Genomic DNA, 24,832 nt, shown 5'->3' on the forward strand with positions numbered 1-24,832 from the left:
GAAAAAGACACTGTGGGGCAAAATTGATTGCCCCACGTCTTGCCATTAATGCTTGATAATATACAAGTCTTTTACATGGATATTATCCATCGGGTCTTTACCGGAGTATCCGCCAACCCATGGTTTCACCAGGCGGGCGTTAACATAGTAATAAACCGGTACAATCGCAGAATCTTTATCCAGTTGCTGCTCCGCTTTCGAATACAGCTCACTGCGCTGCGCTTCATCTGTCACTTTCAGGGTGTCTGCAATCAGCTTGTCAAATGCAGGGCTCTTATAGTGAACCGTGTTGTTGGAGCTGTCGGACAGCACCATATTCAGGAAGGAAGTTGGTTCGTTGTAATCCGCGCACCAGCCGGCACGTGAAACATCATAGTTGCCCTGATGACGCGTATCGAGGAATGTTTTCCACTCCTGGTTTTCCAGCTTGACGTTAGCGCCCAGATTTTTCTTCCAGATAGATGCCGCGGCAATAGCCAGTTTCTTGTGCAGGTCTGAGGTGTTATACAGCAGGTCAAAGGTCAATGGTTTTTCAGCGGTATAACCGGCTTCAGCCAGCAGTTTCTTCGCTTCTTCATTACGTTTTTCCTGTGACCATTTGAACCACTCTGGCTCGACCAGTTTCGCGCCATCGGTGTAAGGAGGGGTAAAGCTATAGGCAGGCAGGTCGCCCTGATTTTTCACTTTGTTGACGATGATGTCACGATCCATCGCCAGCTTCAGCGCGGTACGAACACGAACATCGTTGAACGGTGCTTTCTGGTTGTTGATTTCGTAATAATAGGTGCACAGATACGGATCAACGTGAACTTCGTTCGGGATCTCTTTTTTCAGTTTCTGGAATAACTCGATCGGCATGTTGTTATAGGTCATGTCGATTTCACCGCTGCGATAGCGGTTAACGTCAGTCACTTCAGAAGAAATTGGCAGGTAGGTCACCTGGTTAATAACAGTTTTGTCGTTGTCCCAGTAGTTGGTATTACGCTCAAGCACAATACGCTCGTTAACCACCCAGTCTTTCAGTTTATACGCGCCGTTAGTGACAATGTTAGCGGGCTGGGTCCACTTATCACCGTATTTTTCCACGGCGGCTTTAGGAACCGGAGAAACGGAAGAATGCACAAGCAGTTTATAGAAATAAGGAACAGGTTCGCTCAGGGTGACTTCAAAAGTATGATCGTCAATCGCTTTCACACCGAGATCGGTGACCGGCTTTTTACCGGCGATGATGTCATCAATGTTGACGATATGACCGTACTGCAAATAACTGGCGTAAGGTGAGGCAGTATTTGGGTTCGCCAAACGTTGCCAGCTATAGACAAAATCTTGCGCGGTAACAGGCGTACCGTCAGACCATTTAGCATCTTTACGCAGATGGAATGTCCAGACTTTAAAATCTTTATTATCCCATTTTTCAGCCACGCCCGGCGATGGTTTGCCATCGACATCACTGATTAATAAACCTTCAAACAGGTCCCGGCTAATGTTGGATTCCGGCACACCTTCGATTTTATGTGGATCGAGAGACTGAACTTCCGAACCGTTATTACGCACCAGAGTCTGCTTTTCAGCAAGCTGCACACCCGCCGGCACAACTGCCGCCGTGGCCACATTTCCAGCGATTAGCGCAGTGAGGATCCCCGCAGCGACTAAACTTTTTTTAGTGATGATCGTCATTGTGTTTGTACTCCCTCATTATTATGGCTGGTTATTTAACCAGACTGTTAATCCTGTCAGGATCCCTGTACGGCACCGGAGATTTTCTGCCGTCAGGTGGTTTATTGTTTTACTGCTTGCTATCACCGACTTTATTTATTCTGGCGATTCGTACGACCGCCTTGCGTCGATTATCTACGTGTCTCCCCTGCCGGAAACACGCTATTACCCTGTTGAGAGAAGCCAACTGAAAATCATTCTCATCAACGTCAATTCTTCTGCAAAATACCTGGCCGGAAAGTACCAAATGCGTTTCTTTACCGCCAATTCATTTTACAAAATTGTTAACCAATTCTCTTTTATTGAAAATAGATCGCACCTTGAAAGGGGCAAGGCAGCGAAACAAGCATCAAAAAACCATTAATAATCATCATGATAAACAACACTCACGCATAAGCTCCCTGTCAGATGCTGGTTTGACGCAGAAATGCATATAAATTTAACAATTGATTATTAATTAGCACATTCATCTGAAATAAGTGCCGAAATAACTAATAACATTTCGATAATCCTACAGCAAGCCCCAGAGTATGATGTTAATAAAATAACAAGGACATCGACGTTCACCAGACATACAGAAAATTATTTCATCTTTAAAATCAATGCATAAAAAACATATGCACCTCAGCATCTTCTTTTAGATGCTTTGCTGATTTTGAACTTTAGTGAGAAATATTACTGGTTTTACTAATAATGAAAGGAAACGGAGCCTACAGCGGCTCCGTTTGTACTGAAGAAGGACTATCAGGCAAGCAAACCGGGGAAAATGGATTTGATACCAGTAACAATGAATTCAATCCCTAAGGCCATGAGTAACAGCCCCATAATACGCGTAATGACGTTGATTCCCGTTTGGCCCAGCAAGCGCACTAACCACGGCGCCATGCGAAACAGCCCCCAGCAACACAAGGCAAACAACGCAATCGCGACAAAAAAGCCAAACAGATTAATCGCACTGTGGTAACGCGTCCCCCAAACGATAGTCGAGCTAATTGCCCCTGGCCCCGCCATCAGCGGTAATGCCAGCGGCACCACGCCAATGCTTTCACGAATGGCTGTTTCTGATTTTTCCTGTTTGTTCTGCTTATCTTCGCCAAGTTTTCCGCTAATCATCGACATCGCGATAGTCACAACCAGGATACCGCCAGCAATCCTGAACGAATCTATAGAGATACCGAAAAGTTGCAGAATACCGTCACCCAGGAACAGCGAAGTCCACAGGATGATAGCAACCGACAGGTTTGCCGTGAGATTGGTTTTATTTCGCGCAGCCGCAGTTTGATAACTGGTCATACTGATAAAGACAGGGATGATCCCTACCGGGTTGACCAGGGCAAATAACCCAATAAAAAATTTAAAATAAACAGGAAAATCAAATAGCGTTTGGATCACGGTTAGCTCCGAAGCGTTAGCCGGATAAAATGAGTCATAAAAATTGATAAAATCCGCGCTGAAGATACGCCTTTTGTCAGCATACTTCACCTCCTATCTGCGTATATCTACGTAAATACGCTACTAATAGTTAGTGTTATTAATATGTATTAAATATGCTAATGTGATTAGCATTCACCACCTCGATTTTTTAACACTTACCGATAAACGCTAAAAGGGCCTGCTGAAAGGTGTCAGCTTTGCGAAATTTTGATCCAGATCACGCAATTACTACTCAGAAGTGAGTAACCTTGCTTACGTCCCCTGGAGGTAAAGCGCGAGAGTTAACTGGCGCTTGCGTATAAGCTCTTTTAGTAAATCAAGGTAAAGTGGACGTTAATTAACCGTTTGATTTTCAAACCGTTACACAAATTTTCGTCGGTCTGTCTATACTCTCGTATCGAGCAGATGATTTACTAAAAAAGTTTAACATTATCAGGAGAGCATTATGGCTGTTACTAATGTCGCTGAACTTAACGCACTTGTAGAGCGCGTAAAAAAAGCCCAGCGTGAATATGCCAGTTTCACTCAAGAACAGGTTGATAAAATCTTCCGCGCCGCCGCTCTGGCTGCCGCAGACGCTCGAATCCCTCTCGCGAAAATGGCCGTTGCCGAATCTGGCATGGGCATCGTCGAAGATAAAGTGATTAAAAACCACTTTGCTTCTGAATACATTTACAACGCTTACAAAGATGAAAAAACCTGTGGTGTGCTGTCTGAAGACGACACTTTCGGTACCATTACTATCGCTGAACCGATTGGTATCATCTGCGGTATCGTTCCAACCACTAACCCGACTTCTACTGCTATCTTCAAATCGCTGATCAGCCTGAAGACCCGTAATGCCATCATCTTCTCTCCGCATCCGCGTGCTAAAGATGCCACTAACAAAGCTGCTGACATCGTTCTGCAAGCGGCAATCGCTGCTGGCGCACCGAAAGATCTGATCGGCTGGATCGATCAACCTTCCGTAGAACTGTCTAACGCGCTGATGCACCATCCGGACATCAACCTGATCCTTGCGACCGGTGGTCCAGGCATGGTTAAAGCGGCATACAGCTCCGGTAAACCGGCAATCGGCGTAGGTGCAGGTAACACCCCTGTTGTTATCGACGAAACCGCTGATATCAAACGTGCTGTTGCATCTGTTCTGATGTCTAAAACCTTCGATAACGGCGTAATCTGTGCTTCTGAACAGTCTGTTGTCGTGGTTGACTCTGTATATGACGCAGTACGTGAGCGCTTCGCCACTCACGGCGGCTACCTGCTGCAGGGCAAAGAGCTGAAAGCTGTTCAGGACGTCATCCTGAAAAATGGCGCGCTGAACGCCGCTATCGTTGGTCAGCCGGCCTACAAAATTGCTGAGCTGGCAGGCTTCTCTGTACCAGAAACCACTAAGATTCTGATCGGTGAAGTTAAGGTTGTTGACGAAAGCGAGCCGTTTGCTCACGAAAAACTGTCTCCGACACTGGCTATGTATCGTGCGAAAGACTTCGAAGACGCAGTGGACAAAGCTGAAAAACTGGTTGCGATGGGCGGTATCGGTCATACCTCTTGCCTGTACACCGACCAGGATAACCAGCCAGAACGCGTTGCTTACTTCGGTCAGATGATGAAAACCGCGCGTATCCTGATCAACACCCCTGCTTCTCAGGGTGGTATCGGTGACCTGTACAACTTCAAACTCGCACCTTCCCTGACTCTGGGTTGTGGTTCCTGGGGTGGTAACTCCATCTCTGAAAACGTTGGTCCTAAGCACCTGATCAACAAGAAAACCGTTGCTAAGCGAGCTGAAAACATGTTGTGGCACAAACTTCCGAAATCTATCTACTTCCGTCGTGGCTCTCTGCCAATCGCGCTGGATGAAGTGATTACTGATGGTCACAAACGTGCGCTGATCGTGACCGACCGCTTCCTGTTTAACAATGGTTATGCTGACCAGATCACCTCTGTGCTGAAAGCTGCTGGCGTTGAAACCGAAGTGTTCTTTGAAGTTGAAGCTGACCCGACGCTGAGCGTTGTTCGTAAAGGCGCTGAGCTGGCTAACTCCTTCAAACCAGATGTGATTATCGCGCTGGGCGGTGGTTCCCCGATGGACGCCGCGAAAATTATGTGGGTTATGTACGAACACCCGGAAACCCACTTCGAAGAACTGGCGCTGCGCTTTATGGACATCCGTAAACGTATCTACAAGTTCCCGAAAATGGGCGTGAAAGCGAAAATGATCGCCGTCACCACCACTTCCGGTACCGGTTCTGAAGTAACGCCGTTTGCGGTTGTGACCGACGATGCAACCGGTCAGAAATATCCGCTGGCTGACTATGCCCTGACCCCGGATATGGCGATTGTCGATGCCAACCTGGTGATGGATATGCCGAAGTCCCTGTGTGCGTTCGGTGGCCTGGATGCCGTCACTCACGCTCTGGAAGCTTACGTTTCCGTACTGGCTTCTGAATTCTCTGACGGCCAGGCTCTGCAAGCGCTGAAACTGCTGAAAGAAAACCTGCCAGCGTCCTACCACGAAGGTTCCAAGAACCCGGTAGCCCGTGAGCGTGTACACAGTGCAGCGACCATCGCCGGTATCGCGTTTGCGAACGCCTTCCTGGGTGTATGTCACTCCATGGCGCACAAGCTGGGTTCTCAGTTCCACATTCCTCACGGTCTGGCGAACGCACTGCTGATTAGCAACGTTATTCGTTACAACGCGAACGACAACCCGACTAAACAGACTGCATTCAGCCAGTATGACCGTCCGCAGGCACGTCGTCGCTACGCTGAAATTGCCGACCATCTGGGTCTGAGCGCACCGGGCGACCGCACTGCCGCGAAAATCCAGAAACTGCTGAGCTGGTTGGACGAAATCAAAGCTGAACTGGGTATTCCTAAGTCTATCCGTGAAGCTGGCGTGCAGGAAGCTGACTTCCTGGCACACGTTGACAAACTGTCTGAAGATGCGTTTGACGACCAGTGTACTGGTGCTAACCCGCGTTATCCGCTGATTGCTGAGCTGAAGCAGATTCTGCTGGATACCTACTACGGCCGTGAGTACAGCGAAGGTGAAACCATCGTTAAGACTGAAGCAGTAGTTGCACCGAAAGCTGAGAAAAAAGCGAAGAAATCCGCTTAATTCGTTCAGATAAGTTTTAGTCTGACTCTAAACGGTCCCTTTTGGGGGCCGTTTTTTTTTGTGTTTTACGCTATAAAATGAGGTAATACCTGACTCAGCCACTGGCGAGATAGGGCCTGATGAAGATTACATACAGGGAAGAAGCCAGAATGGCGTCAGAAGAGCGTGTGACAGGGTAGAGAACACGTATAATAGTTTGTGGCCTACCCTGTGCTTATAAGCGCCCAGAAGCGCATAGAGTTAATCGTGGCTGTGTCGTTCTTGTATTGCCGTCAGAGAGCCTTCAGACTGTGCTTGCTTATAATGCTTACGGCACACCGACACATAGCGCTCGTTTCCGCCTATAACCACCTGCTCGCCCTCGTTAAACGGCCTTCCGGCCTGATCAAGACGTAACACCATGCTGGCCTTACGGCCACAGAAGCAAATAGTTTTTAATTCAACCAGCTTATCTGACCACGCAAGCAGGTATTCACTGCCGCCGAATAGCTCACCACGAAAATCGGTGCGTAATCCGTAACACAACACAGGAATATCCAGCCGATCGACAACTTCAGATAATTCATAAACCTGTTGTCGCGTCAGAAACTGAGACTCATCAACCAGTACACAGTGAATTCTTTGCTGCGCATTCTCGGCGCGAATCTCTTCGAACAATGATGAATTTTGGTTAAACAATTTTGCAGGTGACGACAGACCTATACGTGAACTTACTTTTCCTGTGCCAAAACGGTCATCAATTTCCGCTGTATATACAACAGCGCGCATTCCACGCTCCTGATAATTGTACGAAGATTGCAGCAATGCAGTCGACTTACCGGCATTCATTGCCGAATAGTAAAAATATAGCTGTGCCATTGACCGTAGGCCCTCACCTGGGGAAATAAATATGGGTTGGAGTGTATCATATTTCACGCACATGTCGGTGCAGCGTTGTCCCGAAAGACGTATAAAGGCGCGCACCGACTCGCTCAGTGCCGCGTTAATAACCAGAGAATGCAGGTGCTCTTTATGGGTGGGAGTAAGCTCGCGCGACATCTTAGGCCAAACAGTCTGGAGCCGAACCGTATATACACATTCTTTCACAAATAGTGCTCATGAAATTTATCAGTCTGGCTTATCAAGGATCGACAATTAAGAAACCGTTCCCTTATTGTTATTGAATCTCCCCACCGCCGCCAAGTAATAGCGAATTCACGTAAGCAAAACTAATACAAAAGGTTGAAATCACTGCAAAGTGATACTATTTGTACACGATAAAATGTGACCTGAATCTTGAATTTTTACTCTCAGCCGTTGAGACGCCCCCCCACCAATAAGCCTTTTTTATGCCCAACATCGCGGAGAATTTAAGACAGAGGAATTAATTCTGATACTAAATAAAGCGCAATTTTGAATTCCTTACATTCCTGGCTATTGCACAACTGAAATTATCGCTCTATTATTAGCTCAACAAACCACCCCCAATATAAGTTTGAGATTACTACAATGAGCGAAGCACTTAAAATTCTGAACAACATCCGTACTCTTCGTGCGCAGGCAAGAGAATGTACTCTGGAAACGCTTGAAGAAATGCTGGAAAAATTAGAAGTTGTAGTTAGCGAGCGTCGTGAAGAAGAAAGCGCTGCCGCTGCTGAAGTTGAAGAACGTACTCGTAAACTGCAACAATATCGTGAAATGCTGATTGCTGACGGCATTGATCCGAACGAGCTGCTGAATAGCATGGCTGCTGTTAAATCTGGCACCAAAGCTAAACGCGCTGCGCGTCCGGCTAAATATAGCTATGTTGACGAAAACGGTGAAACCAAAACCTGGACTGGCCAAGGTCGTACACCGGCTGTGATCAAAAAAGCGATGGAAGAACAAGGTAAACAACTGGACGATTTCCTGATCAAGGAATAATTCAGAAATAGTTTGCTTAAAATCCCGCCGCTGGCGGGATTTTTTTTACCGTACTTCGCATGGCCCCTACCCGGATTAGGTATAAAAAAACGGCGCTGGATTAACAGCGCCGTTCTGACCTGATAATTACTGGTGGTTACTTCTTAATACCCATCTCTTCTTCCAGCCAGGCTTTAAATTCAGCACCGAGGGTATTATGGCGAATACCATATTCAACGAACGCCTGCATATAGCCGAGCTTATTACCACAGTCATGGCTTTTGCCCTTCATGTGATAGGCTTCAACCGTTTCTTTTTCAATCAGCATATCGATAGCGTCAGTCAGCTGAATTTCGTCGCCCGCGCCCGGAGGCGTTTTTGCCAGCAGAGGCCAGATATCTGCACTGAGAACATAACGACCTACGACCGCCAAATTAGACGGCGCAACATTCGCTTTCGGCTTTTCAACAACGCCAACCATCGGCACGCTTTCGCCCGGCGCTAATTCAACGCCTTTACAATCCACTACGCCATAAGCGGTAACATCTTCTACGGGTTCAACCATAATCTGGCTGCTACCAGTTTCATCAAAACGATGAATCATTTCGGCCAGGTTTTCGCGAGATAAATCTGATTCGTATTCATCCAGAATTACGTCTGGCAGGATAACCGCAACCGGTTCATCGCCAACTACCGGGTGCGCGCACAATACGGCGTGACCCAGACCTTTAGCCAGCCCCTGACGTACCTGCATAATAGTGACATGCGGCGGACAAATAGATTGCACTTCTTCCAGCAGCTGACGTTTTACACGTTTTTCCAGCATAGCTTCGAGTTCAAAGCTGGTATCAAAGTGGTTTTCAATGGAATTTTTAGACGAGTGAGTTACAAGTACAATTTCAGTGATACCCGCAGCAATACATTCGTTTACCACGTACTGAATTAATGGCTTATCAACCAACGGTAGCATCTCTTTCGGGATTGCCTTCGTAGCCGGTAACATCCTGGTTCCTAATCCCGCCACCGGGATAACGGCCTTTTTGACTTTTGAATTAATAGCAGCCATTTAAAACTCTCCTGGACTGTTCATGTATTGAACGTGTTCATCAATCTGTATCGCATCCAAGTATATCAGTACAGCGGTAAGCCTCTGGTCTGAAAAGGACGCTCGTCGGTATAATTAAGATAAATACGAATAAATCTGGCGCTGATAGTAGCACTCACAGCATGAGGGAGGTGAAGCAATTTCATTCCTCCCCCGCTCAATTGTTCATTCCGCAGACAACATCAGGCGCAGGCGACCACCCGCCCCCCAAATTTGGCACTGCCATGACTCGCAGCGCTGGCTCAACTGATTAAGATAGGTATTACCAAGCGTTCCCAGCGGTACGCCATTGCTGATTTGTACCTGATGAGAACCCGTATTTAATGTCGCATTCAGTCCTGCTGATACCAGAATCAGGTTTTTTAACCCGCTGTGGTAATACCCTACCAGTAAGGGAAACTGGCCTGGTAAATTAGCCTGGCGTAGCAAATGGTTCACCTGTTTCAATAACGCACCTAACTCTGGCAACCGCTGATTTTGTTGCGTCAGTTGCTCCTGTAGCAAACCGTTAAATAGCGCTCGCAGCAATAATGCGGCCAGCACGCCATTATCCCCTGCCCGCGTGACATCCAGACAATAAAAAGCAAGGTCGTGATCCGACAGTGGTGCAATATCCAGCACCAATCCCGGTTGATCGGCGGCAACCAATTGCCGATAGTTTATGCGACATTGTGAAATCACTTGCGATACTGGCGGCTGTAGCTCCTGCAGCAACTTAGCTGCAGCAGCAGGATCGTCCACCATAGCATCCCAGTCGCGAAACAGCCGCTCTTCTTCTTCAACCCGTGAATTGAACATATTGGGATACAGGCACGCAAAAACCGTTTCTCGCAGGCGATTAAGATCCTTCACCGGTTTCAGAAGAACGTCGTCCACACCAAGTCGCAGCGCTTTGGCTATATCAGACATGTTTTCCGTCGCGGAAATCACCAGTATCGGCGTTTGATCGCCTCGATTGCGTAAATACTCAACCAGTTTAAGACCGTTCATGCGTGGCATAGCCAGGTCGCAGATCATTAAGTCCGGCGTAAAGTGACCAAGTAAGTCCAGTGCTTCAAGCCCATCGCCGGCCACCGCTGTTGTCGCTCCCAAAGAGGAAAACCATGAGTCCATGAGTGAGCGGAATACCGGCTCATCCTCAACGATAAGAATCTGTTTTCCGACCAATGGCTGCGTCATATTCTCCCCCCTGACTGGCTTTAATAAATAGTGGCATGCTATTGCTACTCACGCCTGTCAGATTTAACTTAAGTATTGATAAAAAGTGCCTAGACGTTGGTCTTCACCAGAGGTAGAAGCTCATCCATTTTCTTCTCAACCGCCAACTGCCCGGCAGCAATTGCTGCACTGGCGCGGTGGAAATCCAGCGTGGATATTTGCGGACAAAACGGCTGAATCAGAATATCAGGCGGGTCGCCAGCCATACGGTTACGTTTCAGACGGTTTTCCAGAACCTGAATAGAGGTCGTCATGATCTCCATCGCCGTCGGCGCGGTCACGGTCCGCCTCGCCGTAATGTTGCTCAGACGCTCTTTCAGACGGCCATGCCATGAGAGTTCGTCAGCGCCATCGCCTGATTCAGCATCGCTACTGACGTTGAAGGAGAGTAAATCTTGCTGCATGAGGTGCGCATCGTGTTGCAGGTCGACCGCAATAACAATATCGGCGCCCAGCGCACGCGTCAGGGAGACTGGCACGGGATTCACCACCGCGCCATCGACCAACCAGTAACCATTATGCGCTACGGGAGACATCAGACCAGGAATGCTGCAGGATGCCCGGACAGCCAGGTGCAAATCACCTTCGGTGAACCAGAGTTCCCGGCCGGTACTTAAATTGGTTGCAACCGTTGCAAAACGGCGTGTGCATTGTTCAATCGCTTCTACCGGCATGACATTACGGTACTGGTTGAACACCCGTTCTCCGCGCAGTAGTCCTCCCCTGCGCCACGAGAGATCCATCAGGCGTAAGACGTCCCAATAACTGAATGAACAAACCCACTGTTCGAGAGCGGGCAACTTATTGCAGGCGTAGGCAGCGCCAACCAGCGAACCAATGGAGCACCCTGCCACGATATCTACATCAATCCCCATATGCTTAAGGGCTTTAATCACTCCAATATGCGACCAGCCGCGCGCCGCGCCGGAACCTAGCGCCAGCCCAATTTTAATTTTTCTCATTGTACGTACAAACTTCCCCTGGCTTGCAGACGTAGCAACATCGCTACCGCTCAGTTAACATAGTGCCACCGTGGCGTTTTTACGCCGTTTTTTTATTCCAGGGAGTATTTTGTGTCTCAGCTTTGTCCCTGTGGTAGCGCTGTCGAGTATAGCCTATGTTGCTACCGTTATGTGTCTGGCGCGCAAGTAGCACCTACGCCGTCACACCTCATGCGTGCTCGTTACTGCGCTTTTGTGATGAAAGACGCAGATTACCTTATCAGGACCTGGCATCCGGACTGCCATGCGGCTGCGTTTCGTGACGACATTATCGCAGGATTTACGCATACCGAATGGCTGGGACTGACCGTTTTTGAACAACAGACGACAGATTCAGAAAATATCGGCTACGTCAGTTTTGTCGCGCGGTTTTCTGAACAGGGAAAAACCGGCGCCATTATCGAACGCTCTCGTTTTTTAAAAGAAAACGGTCAGTGGTACTATATAGACGGTACACGCCCTCAAATTGGACGAAACGACGCCTGCCCTTGTGGCTCGGGTAAAAAATTTAAGAAGTGCTGCGGCTAATCAACGCCCGACAGTATCAATTTTGCAAACATTCTCAACAGGATCACCGCTGCAAATGCATTCATTACAACGAAAAGTGCTGCGTACTATTTGCCCGGACCAAAAAGGTCTGATCGCGCGCATTACAAATATCTGTTACAAGCATGAACTGAATATCGTGCAGAACAATGAGTTCGTGGACCACCGTACCGGACGCTTTTTTATGCGTACCGAACTGGAGGGCATTTTTAACGATGTCACGCTACTTGCCGATCTTGACAGCGCCTTACCGGAAGGCTCTATTCGCGAATTAACGCCAGCAGGACGCCGCCGTATCGTCATTTTGGTCACCAAGGAAGCGCATTGCCTGGGCGATCTGTTAATGAAAGCAAATTATGGCGGACTGGATGTTGAAATCGCTGCGGTGATCGGCAACCACGAGACGCTTCGTCCTTTGGTTGAACGCTTTGATATTCCGTTTGAACTGGTTAGTCACGAAGGTTTAACCCGCGATGAACACGACCAGAAAATGGCCGATGCTATCGATGCGCACCAACCGGACTATGTCGTGCTGGCAAAATACATGCGTGTTCTGACACCGACCTTTGTTTCCCGCTTCCCGAATAAGATCATCAATATTCACCATTCATTCCTGCCAGCGTTTATTGGCGCTCGTCCATACCACCAGGCCTACGAGCGCGGGGTGAAGATCATCGGCGCGACGGCCCACTATGTGAATGATAATCTCGATGAAGGCCCAATCATTATGCAGGACGTGATTCACGTTGATCACACCTACACCGCAGAAGACATGATGCGTGCCGGCCGTGACGTTGAAAAAAATGTATTAAGCCGCGCGCTGTATCAGGTTCTGGCTCAACGCGTATTTGTTTACGGTAACCGAACGATTATTCTGTAATCGATTGATAATATAATTGGTTACCTTTACATCTTTACGCGTAAAAATCAGGCAACCAGTTCTTTTTTATCAACGGAATACTTTACAGGGGCGCATCATTTGATATGATGCGCCCCGCTTCTAACGGAAGCAGGCCAGTAAATAGCATTACCCCGTGGTGGGGTTCCCGAGCGGCCAAAGGGAGCAGACTGTAAATCTGCCGTCATCGACTTCGAAGGTTCGAATCCTTCCCCCACCACCATCACTTCATAAAGCATCGATACCCAATCCAACTGCAATTTGTCATATTCTGCCCATGCGGGAAGGATGAGAAGCTTCGACTAAGGTTCGATTCGAGCGTCAGCGAGAAAGCGTTGCCGCAGGCAACGACCCGAAGGGCGAAGCGCGCAGCGCTGAGTCATCCTTCCCCCACTACCATCACTTCCCTGTCGTACTTCAGCGAAATCAAACCTGAATGTCCTATATTCTGCCCTCAATACATACCCGTAATTTGCCTGATGCGCTACGCTTATCAGGCCTACAGAGTTCCCTGACACGGCGGTGTAATTTGCCTGATGCGCTGCGCTTATCAGGCCAATAGTGAGCTGACACCTGCCCAGGCCGGATAAGGCGGTTACGCCGCCATCCGGCAAACAGGCATAAAAAAACCCCGCCGGAGCAGGGTTTTGTCTTACACAGATAACCGATCAGTGACGCGCACGTACAATCTGGTATTTGCGGGTCAGATACTCGACCGGAACGCTCCAGATGTGTACCAGACGCGAGAACGGGAACAGCAGGAACAGCGTCATACCCAGCACCAGGTGCATACGGAAGATAAACGCCACGCCATCCAGATATTCAGACGCGCCGCCGTGGAAGGTCACTACGGTTTGTGCCCAGTTCACCAGCTTCATCATCTCGCTACCGTCCATATGCTGAGCGGAGAACGGAATGGTCAGCAGGCCAAGGGCACACTGGATAACCAGAATGGACAGCACCAGAATATCCGCACCGGTGGTGGTGGCCCGCACGCGAGGGCTGAACAGACGACGTTTCAGCAGCAGCACACCGCCGACCAGACACATCACGCCTGAGGCGCCGCCCGCAAACATCGCCATCTTTTGTTTCACTTCCAGCGGCAGCCACGCTTCATACATCCAGTGCGGCGTCAGCATGCCCAGGAAGTGCCCGGCAAAAATCCCGAGGATCCCGATATGGAACAGGTTTGACGCCAGGTTCATCCCTTTGCGATCCAGCATCTGACTGGAAGCCGCGCGCCAGGTATACTGCCCATAGTCATAACGCAGCCAACTGCCGATCAGAAAGACCGAACCCGCGATGTACGGATAGATGTCAAAGAAGAACGTATTCAGGAAGTGCATTATTGCTGTCCTCCGGTGGTGATATTCAGATACTGCGGCGCAACGGCCCCGGCAAAACGGCGCTGGTGAGCGGAGATTTCCGACTCGCCACACCCCTGATCGGCGAAGAATTTCACCTGCTCTTCTTCCCAGACCGCATCCAGCGCTTGTGGGGTATCATCACGCGCTTCATCCGCAATTTTTTCAGCCACTTTGTCGCTGTCGATAACGGTATTCGCCAGTTTTAACAGCAGGTCGAACAGCACCGCATAACGGCTTTCACGCTGTTGCAAACGAGCGCTGAGCAAAGCCAGAATCGGCGCGATATCCTGTAAACCACCTAACGCTTCGCTTTTCGGCAACTGGGCAAGGTATTCCAGATACAGAGGCAGATGATCGGGAAGTTCGCGGCTGTCGAGCTGCAAACCGTGCTGCTCATACTGTGCCATCAGGTCTACCATCGCCTGACCGCGATCGCGGGACTCCCCGTGAACATGTTCAAACAGCAGTAGCGATGTGGCGCGACCACGGTCAAACAGTTCGCTGTAGGCGGCCTGAACATCCAGCATGTCCTGCGCGGTTAAATCGCGCAGGAAAACGCCCAGAGTCTGGGCATCCTCTTTATCCAGGTTCTCAGATGACGCGAGTGCATCGAAAAGTTCCTGCTGATGCTGCCATAAGGCAGCATCCGGGTACTCGAGCAGACGCGAAACAATGACGAGTTCAATCATTGGTGCGGCTCCGTTTTGCTGGTCACATCAACAGCGTCGATGCGGCGGCTGTTGAACAGATTGAATTTGGTATCAGAACCGTGGCAACCATCACCGAAGGTAAAGCCACAACCGCTTTTCTCCGGGAATGCGTCACGCGCCAGTTCACGATGGCTGCTTGGTACCACGAAACGATCTTCGTAATTAGCAATCGCCAGGTAACGATACATTTCCTGTGCCTGCGCTTCGCTCAAGCCCACCTCTTCCAGCGCACGGGTATCAACTTTACCGTCAACAGTTTCCGCACGTTTGTAGTGTCGCATTGCCAGCATACGTTTCAGCGCTAACAGTACCGGCTGAGTGTCGCCAGCGGTCAACAGGTTCGCCAGGTACTGAACCGGGATACGCAGACTGTCTACATCCGGCAGAATACCGTTGCTGCCAAGCTCGCCCGCGTCGGCGGCAGACTGAATCGGTGACAAAGGCGGCACGTACCACACCATCGGCAGCGTGCGGTATTCCGGATGCAGCGGCAGCGCCAGCTTCCAGTCCATCGCCATTTTGTAAACCGGAGACTGTTGTGCAGCATCAATGACGCTCAGTGGAATACCATCTTTTAGCGCCTGTTCAATGACAGCCGGATCGTTCGGATCGAGGAACACGTCCAGTTGACGCTGGTACAGATCTTTTTCGTGCTCGGTGCTTGCCGCGCTTTCGATCGCATCTGCGTCATACAGCAGTACGCCGAGATAACGAATACGACCAACACAGGTTTCGGAGCAAACGGTCGGTTGACCCGCTTCGATACGCGGGTAACAGAAGATACACTTCTCAGACTTCCCGCTCTTCCAGTTGAAGTAAATCTTCTTGTACGGGCAGCCGGTGATGCACATACGCCAGCCGCGGCACTTGTCCTGGTCGATCAGCACGATGCCATCTTCTTCACGCTTGTAGATAGCACCGCTCGGGCAGGTCGCCACACACGCCGGGTTAAGGCAGTGCTCACACAGGCGCGGCAAATACATCATGAAGGTGTTTTCGAACTGGCCGTACATCGCCTTCTGCATGTTTTCGAAGTTCTGGTCTTTGGCGCGTTTTTCGAACTCGCCGCCCAGAATTTCTTCCCAGTTCGGACCGCTGATAATTTTGTTCATCCGCTGACCGGTGATCAGCGAGCGCGGACGGGCAATCGGCTGCGCTTTGCTGCCTTCCGGCGCGGTGTGCAGATTCTGATAGTCGAAATCAAACGGCTCGTAGTAGTCATCCATGCCCGGTAGATGCGGGTTAGCAAAGATTTTACCCAGCAGCAGCGCACGGTTACCCATGCGCGGTTGCAGCTTACCGTTGATTTTACGGATCCAGCCGCCCTTCCATTTTTCCTGATTTTCCCAGTCATTCGGGAAACCGACGCCAGGCTTGCTTTCCACGTTATTGAACCAGGCGTATTCCATACCTTCACGGCTGGTCCAGACGTTTTTACAGGTCACTGAACAGGTGTGGCAGCCGATGCACTTATCGAGATTCAGCACCATGCCGACTTGTGAACGAATTTTCATTTTACGCTCTCCTGTACCTGGTCATTGCCTTCGCCATCCAACCAGTTAATGTTCTTCATCTTACGTACAACTACGAACTCATCGCGGTTTGAACCGACGGTACCGTAGTAGTTAAAACCGTAGGCCAGTTGCGCATAGCCGCCGATCATGTGGGTCGGTTTCGGCGTAATACGGGTCACCGAGTTGTGGATCCCGCCGCGCTGCTGGGTGATTTCTGAACCCGGCAGGTTAACGATACGTTCCTGCGCGTGGTACATCATGGTCATCCCGGCCGGCACACGCTGGCTTACAACGGCACGGGCAGTTAATGCACCGTTGCTGTTGAAGACCTCGATCCAGTCGTTATCTTCGATACCCAGATCTTTCGCATCCGCTTCACTCATCCAGACGATTGGACCACCGCGTGACAATGTCAGCATCAGCAGGTTGTCGCTGTAGGTGGAGTGGATACCCCATTTCTGGTGCGGCGTCAGGAAGTTAAGCGCTTTTTCCGGGTTACCGTTAGACTTCTCACCCATCACCGCTTTCACTGAACAAGTGTCGATTGGTGGGCGGTAAACCAACAGGCTTTCACCGAAATCACGCATCCACTGGTGATCCTGATACAACTGCTGGCGGCCAGACAGCGTACGCCATGGGATCAGCTCATGAACGTTGGTATAACCGGCGTTATAAGACACATGTTCATCTTCCAGTCCTGACCAGGTCGGGCTGGAGATAATTTTGCGCGGCTGCGCCTGTATATCGCGGAAACGAATTTTTTCGTCTTCTTTATTCAGCGCCAGATGCGTATGGTCACGACCGGTAAATTCACTCAGCGCAGCCCAGGCTTTAACGGCTACCTGACCGTTAGTTTCCGGTGCCAGGGTGAGGATCATCTCGGCGGCATCAATGGCGGTATTAAGCCAGGGCTGGCCTTTCGCCGGGCCTTCAGCCTTGGTGTAGTTGAGCTTACGCAGTAGATCCATTTCACTCTGGGTATTCCAGGCAATCCCTTTCCCGCCGTTACCGATTTTTTCCATCAGCGGGCCGATGGAGGTAAAGCGCTCATAGGTTGCCGGATAATCACGCTCAACGGTCATGATGTGCGGCGCGGTAACGCCAGGAATCAGGTCACATTCACCTTTTTTCCAGTCCTTCACGTCTAACGGCTGCGCCAGCTCGGCGGCGGAGTCGTGCTGAATCGGCAGCGTAACAACGTCGGTTTCTTTACCGAGGTGACCCACACAGACTTCAGAGAATTTCTTGGCGATGGCTTTATAGATTTCCCAGTCGCTTTTCGATTCCCAGGCCGGGTCAACGGCGGCAGACAACGGATGAATAAACGGATGCATATCCGAGGTATTCATGTCGTCTTTTTCATACCAGGTTGCAGTCGGCAGCACGATGTCGGAATACAAGCAGGTGCTCGACAGACGGAAGTCCAGCGTCACCACCAGATCCAGCTTGCCGTCGAGGCCGTTGTCCTGCCATTCCACTTCTTCTGGTTTCACGCCGCCCTGCTGGCCGAGATCCTTACCCTGAATACCGTGTTCAGTACCCAGCAGGTACTTCAGCATGTATTCGTGGCCTTTACCGGAAGATCCGAGCAGGTTGGAACGCCAGATAAACAGGTTACGCGGATGGTTTTTGCCGTTTTCCGGTTGTTCCGCCGCAAAGCGAAGAGAACCGTCTTTCAGGGCGTTAACCGTGTAATCCACCGGCGTCATGCCGGCTTTCTTTGCCTCTTCAGCGATACGCAGCGGGTTAGTCCCTAACTGCGGTGCAGACGGTAACCACCCCATTCGTTCAGCGCGAACGTTGAAGTCAATCAAATGACCGCTGTAACGGGATTTGTCTGCCATCGGTGACAGCAACTCCTGCGCGGTAACCGTCTCATAGCGCCATTGGCTGGAGTGGTTATAGAAGTAAGAGGTGCTGTTCATATGACGAGGCGGACGCTGCCAGTCCAGCGCAAACGCCAGCGGCTGCCAGCCGGTTTGCGGGCGCAGTTTTTCCTGGCCGACATAGTGGGCCCAACCGCCGCCGCTCTGGCCGATACAGCCGCAGAACACCAGCATATTGATCAGGCCGCGATAGTTCATATCGAGGTGGTACCAGTGGTTCAGACCCGCACCGACGATAATCATCGAACGACCGTGTGTTTTATCGGCGTTATCCGCAAATTCGCGGGCGATGCGCACGATTTGAGCGCGCGATACACCGGTAATTTTTTCTGCCCATGCCGGCGTATACGCTTTCACGTCATCGTAGCTGGTTGCACAGTTTTCATCGTTCAGACCGCGTTCCAGACCGTAGTTGGCCATGGTCAGATCGTAAACGGTCGTCACCAGCGCGGTAGAACCGTCGGCAAGTTGCAGACGTTTAACCGGCAATTTGTGCAGCAGAATGTTTTCCAGTTCAACTTTATTGAAATGTTCGGTACCTTCGCCACCAAAATACGGGAAGCCGACTTCCGCGATGTCATCCTGGCTACCCAGCAGACTGAGCTGTAGTTCGGTTTCATCACCCGACGTGCCGTCGCGCTGCTCGAGGTTCCATTTGCCTTTTTCACCCCAACGGAAACCAATTGAACCGTTTGGCGCAACCATTTCACCGTTGCTGTTGATAGCGACGGTTTTCCATTCCGGGTTATTTTCCTGGCCCAGAGAGTCAACCAGATCCGCTGCACGCAGCATACGACCAGCAGCATAATAGCCGTCGCGCTCTTCGAGCATCACCAGCATTGGCATATCGGTATAACGACGAACGTAGTCGGTGAAGTACTGGCTCGGATTATCGAGGTGGAACTCACGCAGCATGACGTGGCCCATCGCCATTGCCATCGCCGCATCAGTCCCCTGCTTTGGCGCCAGCCACAGGTCGCACAGTTTGGCGATCTCAGCGTAGTCCGGCGTAATCGCTACCGTTTTGGTGCCTTTATAGCGAACTTCAGTAAAGAAGTGCGCATCCGGAGTACGGGTCTGCGGTACGTTAGAACCCCATGCAAGAATGTAGCTGGAGTTATACCAGTCAGCGGATTCAGGGACGTCAGTCTGTTCGCCCCAGGTCTGCGGAGAAGCCGGTGGCAGGTCACAGTACCAGTCATAGAAGCTCAGGCAGGTACCGCCTATCAGCGACATATAGCGTGCGCCGGACGCGTAAGAAACCATCGACATCGCCGGGATCGGCGAGAAGCCTGCGACGCGGTCTGGACCATATGTTTTGATGGTGTACACGTTAGAAGCGGCAATCAGTTCATTGACTTCCTGCCAGGAAGAGCGAACGAAGCCACCACGACCACGTGCTTGTTTGAAGCTTTTTGCTTTGTCGGCGTCTTCGATAATCGATGCCCAGGCATCTACCGGATCGCTGTGCAGCTTTTTAGCTTCACGCCACATCTTCATCAGACGTTTGCGCATCAGCGGATATTTCAGACGGTTAGCGCTGTAGAGATACCAGGAATAGCTCGCACCACGCGGGCAGCCGCGAGGCTCGTGGTTTGGCATATCTGGACGAGTGCGTGGGTAGTCAGTTTGCTGGGTTTCCCAGGTCACCAGACCATTTTTCACATAGATTTTCCAGCTGCATGAACCGGTGCAGTTTACACCGTGGGTTGAACGCACAACTTTGTCATGCTGCCAACGCTGGCGATATCCGTCCTCCCAGTCCCTGTTGGTATTGAGAAGCTGGCCGTGCCCATCGGCAAAGGTTTCGCCCTTCTGCTTGAAGTAGCGAAACCGGTCCAGGAATTTACTCATCGGTTTTCTCCTGTAGGAGCCTGACGGCTCTCTGATAAATCGACATTGCTTGATTGAGAGCGAAGGTAACGCTCTGAAAGGGCGCGAGAATTGATAACGATCAAGGCAGGCAGGGATGAAAAATGAGGGTCGATTTTCACATACCCCCTAAGTGGGATATCAGGAAATCAATTAACACCATGAATTTAAATGATTTTTTAAAATTCACTTATCATACAAATGTTAAATTCTTTATAAGTGGGTATTAAGGGGTATCCCCCCTGCTTAGCATATTGCGAGCACAGTTCTCACAGGCTGTTGTCATGTCTCAATACAAAAGTATGTTGTAACTAATTACAGGCAAAAAAAAGCGCGGTCTAACGCCGCGCAATGGATAATCAACTGCTACTACTTTTTTACTTTTTAGAATGACGTCCGTACACCGCCCAGGTGATAACCACGCAGGCGACATAGAAGATCACAAACACTTTCATCGCATCAACAGGTGATCCCGTTAACGCCAGGGAAGTACCAAATGCTTTGGGAATAAAGAAGCCGCCAATCGCGCCAATGGCTGAGATAAAACCGAGCGCCGCCGCAGTGTCGGTTGCCGCTTCACGCATTGCCTTCTCTTCTGACCCGCCTTCCGCTTTCACTCTGTCCATCGTCAGCTTGCGGAAGATAACGGAGATCATCTGGAAGGTTGAACCACTCCCCAGACCGGCCGTCAGGAACAGCGCCAGGAACACCGCGAAGAAAGCGGTAAAGTTGCCACCTACGCCATTGGTTGGCAGCGTCAGGAACAGCAAGGCACTGAAGAGAGCCATCAGCACAAAGTTCACCAGCGTCACGCGCGTTCCGCCCAGGCGGTCAGAAATTGCCCCGCCGGCTGAGCGCGCCAACGCGCCAATCAGCGGACCAAAGAAGGCGTAATGCAGGATCTGTACTTCAGGAAATTGCGTTTTAGACAGCATCGCAAAACCGGCAGAGAAACCGATAAACGAACCGAAGGTTGCCAGATACAGCAAGCTCATGATCCACAGGTGCCCGCGTTTTAGCACCGGTAATTGCGCTTTCAGTGACGCTTTTGAGGTTGCCAGTTCGTTCATACCAAACCATGCAGCCAGCGTCAGCACAGCCAGGAACGGAACCCAAATCCATGCGGCGTTTGCCAGATACAACTGCGTACCATCCGGTTGTTGAACCCCGTGGCTACCAAATGCAGCAAAGATTGACAGTGAGACCACCAGCGGAGCAACCAACTGCATTACGCTGACGCCCATGTTGCCCAGACCACCGTTCAGACCCAGCGCACCGCCCTGCTTTTGTTTTGGAAAGAAGAAGCTGATATTCGCCATACTTGATGCAAAGTTCGCACCGGCAAAACCGCACAGCAAGGAGATAATAATAAAGGTACTAAATGGCGTGGTGGTATCCTGCACCGCAAAACCTAACCATACGCATGGGATGATCAAGATACCGGTGCTGAACGCCGTCCAGCGACGTCCACCAAACAGAGGAACCATAAAGGAGTACGGCACACGCAGAAGCGCGCCGGAAACCGACGGCAACGCCGTCAACATGAACAATTGCTCCGTGGTGAAATTAAAGCCGACTTTCGGTAAGTTCACCGCAACGGCGCTAAATAACATCCACACGCAAAACGCCAGCAGCAAGCAAGGGACGGAAATCCACAGGTTACGGCTGGCGATTCGTTGACCACGCTGTTGCCAGAAGACAGGATCTTCCGGCCGCCATTCTGTAATTACAGCTCCAGATGCCCTTTCCGGGGCAGATGAGTGACTCATAGACACCTCTGATACTTGTTTCGATGCCTGCAACCTTAGGGTTTACAGCTGGAGGTAAGTTGATATAAATCAAAGGAAAAGGTGTCATTATTCATGCCTAAAATTTATCATCACCCTAAATGAGTACATTACTTCGGTAAAAAAGATGTGGTTTTTCACGCTTCTGTCGTCTTCTACTCCCCCTTACTCATGACCTCCCCCTTGACTGGCAATTAAGAGGTAGCCCGTTTGAGGTATGGGTATACTCCAGTGTATCGCCGAGAATAACGCCACTGCCCGCAGCAGAACCGTTATTCAAAAGGGTTTCTGTTCTACGAAGACCCGAAGGAAACAAGTCACCATGTTTAAACGTTGTCTCTCCCCGCTTACGCTGGTCAACCAGGTGGCGCTGATTGTTTTATTGTCTACTGCCATCGGCGTGGCAGGTATGGCAGTCTCCGGTTGGCTGGTTCAGGGCGTTCAGGGTAGCGCCCATGCCATTAACAAAGCCGGCTCGCTGCGTATGCAGAGTTATCGTCTGCTGGCGGCGGTGCCACTGGAAGCCGACGATCAACCGCTACTGGATGAAATGGAGAAAACGGCGTTTAGTCCAGAGTTAACGCGGGCCGCACAGCGCGATGGACAACAGGCGCAGTTAAAGGCATTACAGGATTACTGGCACACTGAGCTGGCGCCAGGGCTTGCCCACGCGCAAACGCCTGATGCGGTGGCGCAAGATGTTACGCGCTTTGTCGTTGGGCTGGATAAGCTGGTTACCGCCTTCGACCATACCACCGAATTACGGATTGAACGCGTCGTCCTGTTACATCGTCTGATGGCGGCATTTATGGCTTTACTGCTGGTCTTCACTATTATCTGGCTACGCGTACGCCTGCTGGAGCCGTGGAAACAGCTATTGGCGATGGCGCGAGCCGTCAGCCAACGTGATTTTACCCAACGTGCGCATATCAGCGGGCGTAATGAAATGGCGGCTTTGGGCTCGGCGCTGAACAATATGTCGGAAGAGCTGGCTGAGAGTTACGCGGTACTGGAACAGCGGGTACAGGAGAAAACGGCCGGGCTGGAGCATAAAAATCAGATCCTCTCTTTTCTGTGGCAAGCCAACCGCCGCCTGCATTCTCAGGTGCCGTTGTGCGAACGCCTCTCTCCGGTGCTGAACGGCCTGCAGAATTTGACCCTGCTGCATGATATTGAGCTGCGGGTTTATGATCTGGAGGATGAAGATAATCATCAGGAATTTACCTGTCAGTCCAATGTCAGCTGCGATGAGAAAGGATGTCATCTGTGCCCACGCGGTACGCTGCCCACGATAGAAGGTGGTATCACGCTGAAGTGGCGGCTGACCGACGCGCATACCCAGTATGGTATCCTGCTCGCTACATTGCCGAACGGACGCCATCTCAGCCACGATCAGCAACAGCTGGTTGATACCCTGGTTGAGCAACTGACCGCTACGCTTGCGCTCGACAGGCATCAGGAGCGTCAACAGCAGTTGATCGTGATGGAGGAGCGTGCCACCATTGCGCGCGAACTCCATGATTCTATTGCACAATCGCTTTCATGTATGAAGATGCAGGTTAGCTGTTTGCAGATGCAGGGCGATGCGCTGCCCGAGAATAGTCGCGAATTGCTTAGCCAGATTCGTAATGAATTGAATGCCTCGTGGGCGCAACTGCGTGAGCTGTTAACGACCTTCCGTTTGCAGCTCACCGAACCCGGGTTGCGGCCCGCGCTGGAAGCCAGCTGTCAGGAATACAGCGCCCGCTTTGGTTTTGCGGTTAAGTTGGATTATCAGCTGCCGCCGCGTCTGGTCCCTTCGCATCAGGCGATTCACTTATTACAAATTGCTCGAGAAGCCCTGAGCAATGCCCTGAAGCACTCCCATGCCGATGAAGTTGTCGTGACGGTGGTGCAAAATGGCAAACAGATCAAACTCACAGTACAAGATAACGGCTGCGGCGTACCGGAAAACGCCGAACGCAGTAACCACTACGGCATGATAATAATGCGCGACCGTGCGCAGAGCCTGCGCGGCGATTGTCGTGTTTGCCGTCGTGAGACAGGCGGTACGGAAGTTACTGTCACTTTTATTCCCGAAACAAACTTCACAGAAGTCCAAGGAGATACCCATGAGTAATCTGGAACCGGCTACCATCCTGTTGATCGACGATCATCCAATGCTGCGAACCGGTGTAAAACAGCTTGTCAGCATGGCGCAGGATATCACCGTTGTCGGTGAAGCCAGCAATGGTGAACAGGGTATCGAGCTGGCTGAATCTCTTGATCCCGATCTGATCCTGCTTGATCTCAACATGCCCGGCATGAACGGTCTGGAAACCCTCGACAAGCTGCGTGAAAAGTCCCTGTCTGGCCGCATCGTGGTGTTTAGCGTATCCAATCATGAAGAAGATGTCGTTACCGCACTGAAACGCGGCGCGGACGGTTACCTGCTGAAAGATATGGAGCCGGAGGATTTACTGAAAGCATTGCAACAGGCAGCCGCCGGTGAAATGGTGCTGAGCGAAGCCTTAACGCCGGTTCTGGCCGCCAGCCTGCGCGCCAACCGCGCGACATCTGACCGTGATGTCACCCAGTTGACGCCGCGCGAGCGCGACATTCTCAAGCTTATTGCCCAGGGCCTGCCTAACAAGATGATTGCCCGCCGCCTGGACATCACCGAAAGCACGGTAAAAGTTCATGTGAAGCATATGCTGAAGAAAATGAAGCTCAAATCACGCGTAGAAGCGGCGGTTTGGGTGCATCAGGAACGCATTTTCTAATTACGCAGTCG

At 50.7% G+C, this 24,832-nt stretch carries 18 protein-coding genes, 1 tRNA gene and 1 other RNA gene; 9 read left to right on the forward strand and 11 right to left on the reverse strand.

Annotated features, from left to right (window positions below; all coding sequences use genetic code 11):
• Positions 1–45: 45 nt before the first annotated feature.
• Positions 46–1,677 carry an oligopeptide ABC transporter substrate-binding protein OppA gene (gene oppA, locus ACVXHP_RS05655; RefSeq protein WP_304699074.1) on the reverse strand — a complete coding sequence of 544 codons (1,632 nt, stop codon included), beginning with the start codon at positions 1,675–1,677 and terminating at the stop codon, positions 46–48.
• Between the two features lies 1 nt (position 1,678).
• Here oppA and ACVXHP_RS05660 point away from each other — a divergent pair, with 1 nt between their 5' ends.
• Complete coding sequence (locus ACVXHP_RS05660) at positions 1,679–2,080, forward strand: hypothetical protein (protein WP_447571033.1); 402 nt, start codon at positions 1,679–1,681, stop codon at positions 2,078–2,080.
• A 380-nt stretch (positions 2,081–2,460) separates the two neighbouring features.
• Here the strand turns inward: ACVXHP_RS05660 and ychE are convergent, their stop codons facing one another.
• Positions 2,461–3,108 carry an NAAT family transporter YchE gene (gene ychE / locus ACVXHP_RS05665; RefSeq protein ID WP_003020714.1) on the reverse strand — a complete coding sequence of 216 codons (648 nt, stop codon included), beginning with the start codon at positions 3,106–3,108 and terminating at the stop codon, positions 2,461–2,463.
• 487 nt (positions 3,109–3,595) lie between these two features.
• Here ychE and adhE point away from each other — a divergent pair, with 487 nt between their 5' ends.
• Positions 3,596–6,274, forward strand: a complete 2,679-nt coding sequence (gene adhE / locus ACVXHP_RS05670) for a bifunctional acetaldehyde-CoA/alcohol dehydrogenase (protein WP_447571034.1) — start codon at positions 3,596–3,598, stop codon at positions 6,272–6,274.
• 240 nt (positions 6,275–6,514) lie between these two features.
• Here adhE and tdk read toward each other — a convergent pair whose 3' ends face one another.
• Positions 6,515–7,132, reverse strand: coding sequence for a thymidine kinase (gene tdk, locus ACVXHP_RS05675; protein WP_200006279.1), 618 nt, complete (start codon positions 7,130–7,132; stop codon positions 6,515–6,517).
• A gap of 630 nt (positions 7,133–7,762) precedes the next feature.
• Here tdk and hns point away from each other — a divergent pair.
• Positions 7,763–8,176, forward strand: a complete 414-nt coding sequence (hns, locus tag ACVXHP_RS05680) for a histone-like nucleoid-structuring protein H-NS (protein ID WP_003020723.1) — start codon at positions 7,763–7,765, stop codon at positions 8,174–8,176.
• A 136-nt stretch (positions 8,177–8,312) separates the two neighbouring features.
• Here hns and galU read toward each other — a convergent pair whose 3' ends face one another.
• The 3 genes from galU to rssA form a co-directional block, all read right to left on the reverse strand.
• Positions 8,313–9,221, reverse strand: a complete 909-nt coding sequence (gene galU, locus ACVXHP_RS05685; protein WP_038641107.1) for a UTP--glucose-1-phosphate uridylyltransferase GalU — start codon at positions 9,219–9,221, stop codon at positions 8,313–8,315.
• A gap of 204 nt (positions 9,222–9,425) precedes the next feature.
• The gene (gene rssB, locus ACVXHP_RS05690) at positions 9,426–10,439 is read right to left on the reverse strand and encodes a two-component system response regulator RssB (RefSeq protein ID WP_038641109.1); all 1,014 of its coding nucleotides are present in this window, start codon (positions 10,437–10,439) and stop codon (positions 9,426–9,428) included.
• Positions 10,440–10,528: 89 nt separating this feature from the next.
• Complete coding sequence (gene rssA, locus ACVXHP_RS05695; protein WP_069324649.1) at positions 10,529–11,440, reverse strand: patatin-like phospholipase RssA; 912 nt, start codon at positions 11,438–11,440, stop codon at positions 10,529–10,531.
• Between the two features lie 111 nt (positions 11,441–11,551).
• Between rssA and ACVXHP_RS05700 the strand changes: the two genes are divergently transcribed.
• The 4 genes from ACVXHP_RS05700 (at position 11,552) to ACVXHP_RS05715 (ending at position 13,322) form a co-directional block, all read left to right on the forward strand.
• The gene (locus ACVXHP_RS05700) at positions 11,552–12,007 is read left to right on the forward strand and encodes a YchJ family protein (protein WP_447571035.1); all 456 of its coding nucleotides are present in this window, start codon (positions 11,552–11,554) and stop codon (positions 12,005–12,007) included.
• Between the two features lie 55 nt (positions 12,008–12,062).
• Positions 12,063–12,905 (forward strand): formyltetrahydrofolate deformylase, encoded by an 843-nt coding sequence (gene purU / locus ACVXHP_RS05705; RefSeq protein ID WP_003020737.1) that lies wholly within the window; start codon positions 12,063–12,065, stop codon positions 12,903–12,905.
• Positions 12,906–13,061: 156 nt separating this feature from the next.
• A tRNA-Tyr gene (locus tag ACVXHP_RS05710) sits at positions 13,062–13,146 on the forward strand.
• A gap of 44 nt (positions 13,147–13,190) precedes the next feature.
• Positions 13,191–13,322: non-coding RNA, RtT sRNA (locus tag ACVXHP_RS05715), on the forward strand.
• A gap of 269 nt (positions 13,323–13,591) precedes the next feature.
• On the opposite strand, the gene narI is transcribed toward ACVXHP_RS05715, so the two are convergent.
• The 5 genes from narI to ACVXHP_RS05740 form a co-directional block, all read right to left on the reverse strand.
• Entirely contained in the window at positions 13,592–14,269 is a 678-nt protein-coding gene (gene narI, locus ACVXHP_RS05720) for a respiratory nitrate reductase subunit gamma (RefSeq protein WP_038641116.1), read from the reverse strand.
• Positions 14,269–14,979: a nitrate reductase molybdenum cofactor assembly chaperone gene (gene narJ, locus ACVXHP_RS05725; protein WP_008784959.1), complete on the reverse strand. Its 711-nt coding sequence runs from the start codon at positions 14,977–14,979 to the stop codon at positions 14,269–14,271. The genes narI and narJ overlap by 1 nt, the downstream gene beginning before the upstream one ends.
• A complete protein-coding gene (gene narH / locus ACVXHP_RS05730) occupies positions 14,976–16,514 on the reverse strand; it encodes a nitrate reductase subunit beta (protein WP_447571036.1) in 1,539 nt (512 codons plus the stop codon). Before narH ends, narJ begins: the two co-directional genes overlap by 4 nt.
• Complete coding sequence (locus ACVXHP_RS05735; protein WP_447571037.1) at positions 16,511–20,254, reverse strand: nitrate reductase subunit alpha; 3,744 nt, start codon at positions 20,252–20,254, stop codon at positions 16,511–16,513. The genes narH and ACVXHP_RS05735 overlap by 4 nt, the downstream gene beginning before the upstream one ends.
• 395 nt (positions 20,255–20,649) lie before the next feature.
• The gene (locus ACVXHP_RS05740) at positions 20,650–22,041 is read right to left on the reverse strand and encodes a NarK family nitrate/nitrite MFS transporter (RefSeq protein WP_200006273.1); all 1,392 of its coding nucleotides are present in this window, start codon (positions 22,039–22,041) and stop codon (positions 20,650–20,652) included.
• Between the two features lie 340 nt (positions 22,042–22,381).
• Between ACVXHP_RS05740 and narX the strand changes: the two genes are divergently transcribed.
• Positions 22,382–24,178 carry a nitrate/nitrite two-component system sensor histidine kinase NarX gene (gene narX, locus ACVXHP_RS05745; RefSeq protein WP_447571038.1) on the forward strand — a complete coding sequence of 599 codons (1,797 nt, stop codon included), beginning with the start codon at positions 22,382–22,384 and terminating at the stop codon, positions 24,176–24,178.
• Complete coding sequence (gene narL / locus ACVXHP_RS05750) at positions 24,171–24,821, forward strand: two-component system response regulator NarL (protein WP_038641125.1); 651 nt, start codon at positions 24,171–24,173, stop codon at positions 24,819–24,821. The genes narX and narL overlap by 8 nt, the downstream gene beginning before the upstream one ends.
• Positions 24,822–24,832 lie beyond the last annotated feature (11 nt).

The organism is Citrobacter freundii complex sp. 2025EL-00176, from assembly GCF_053309355.1.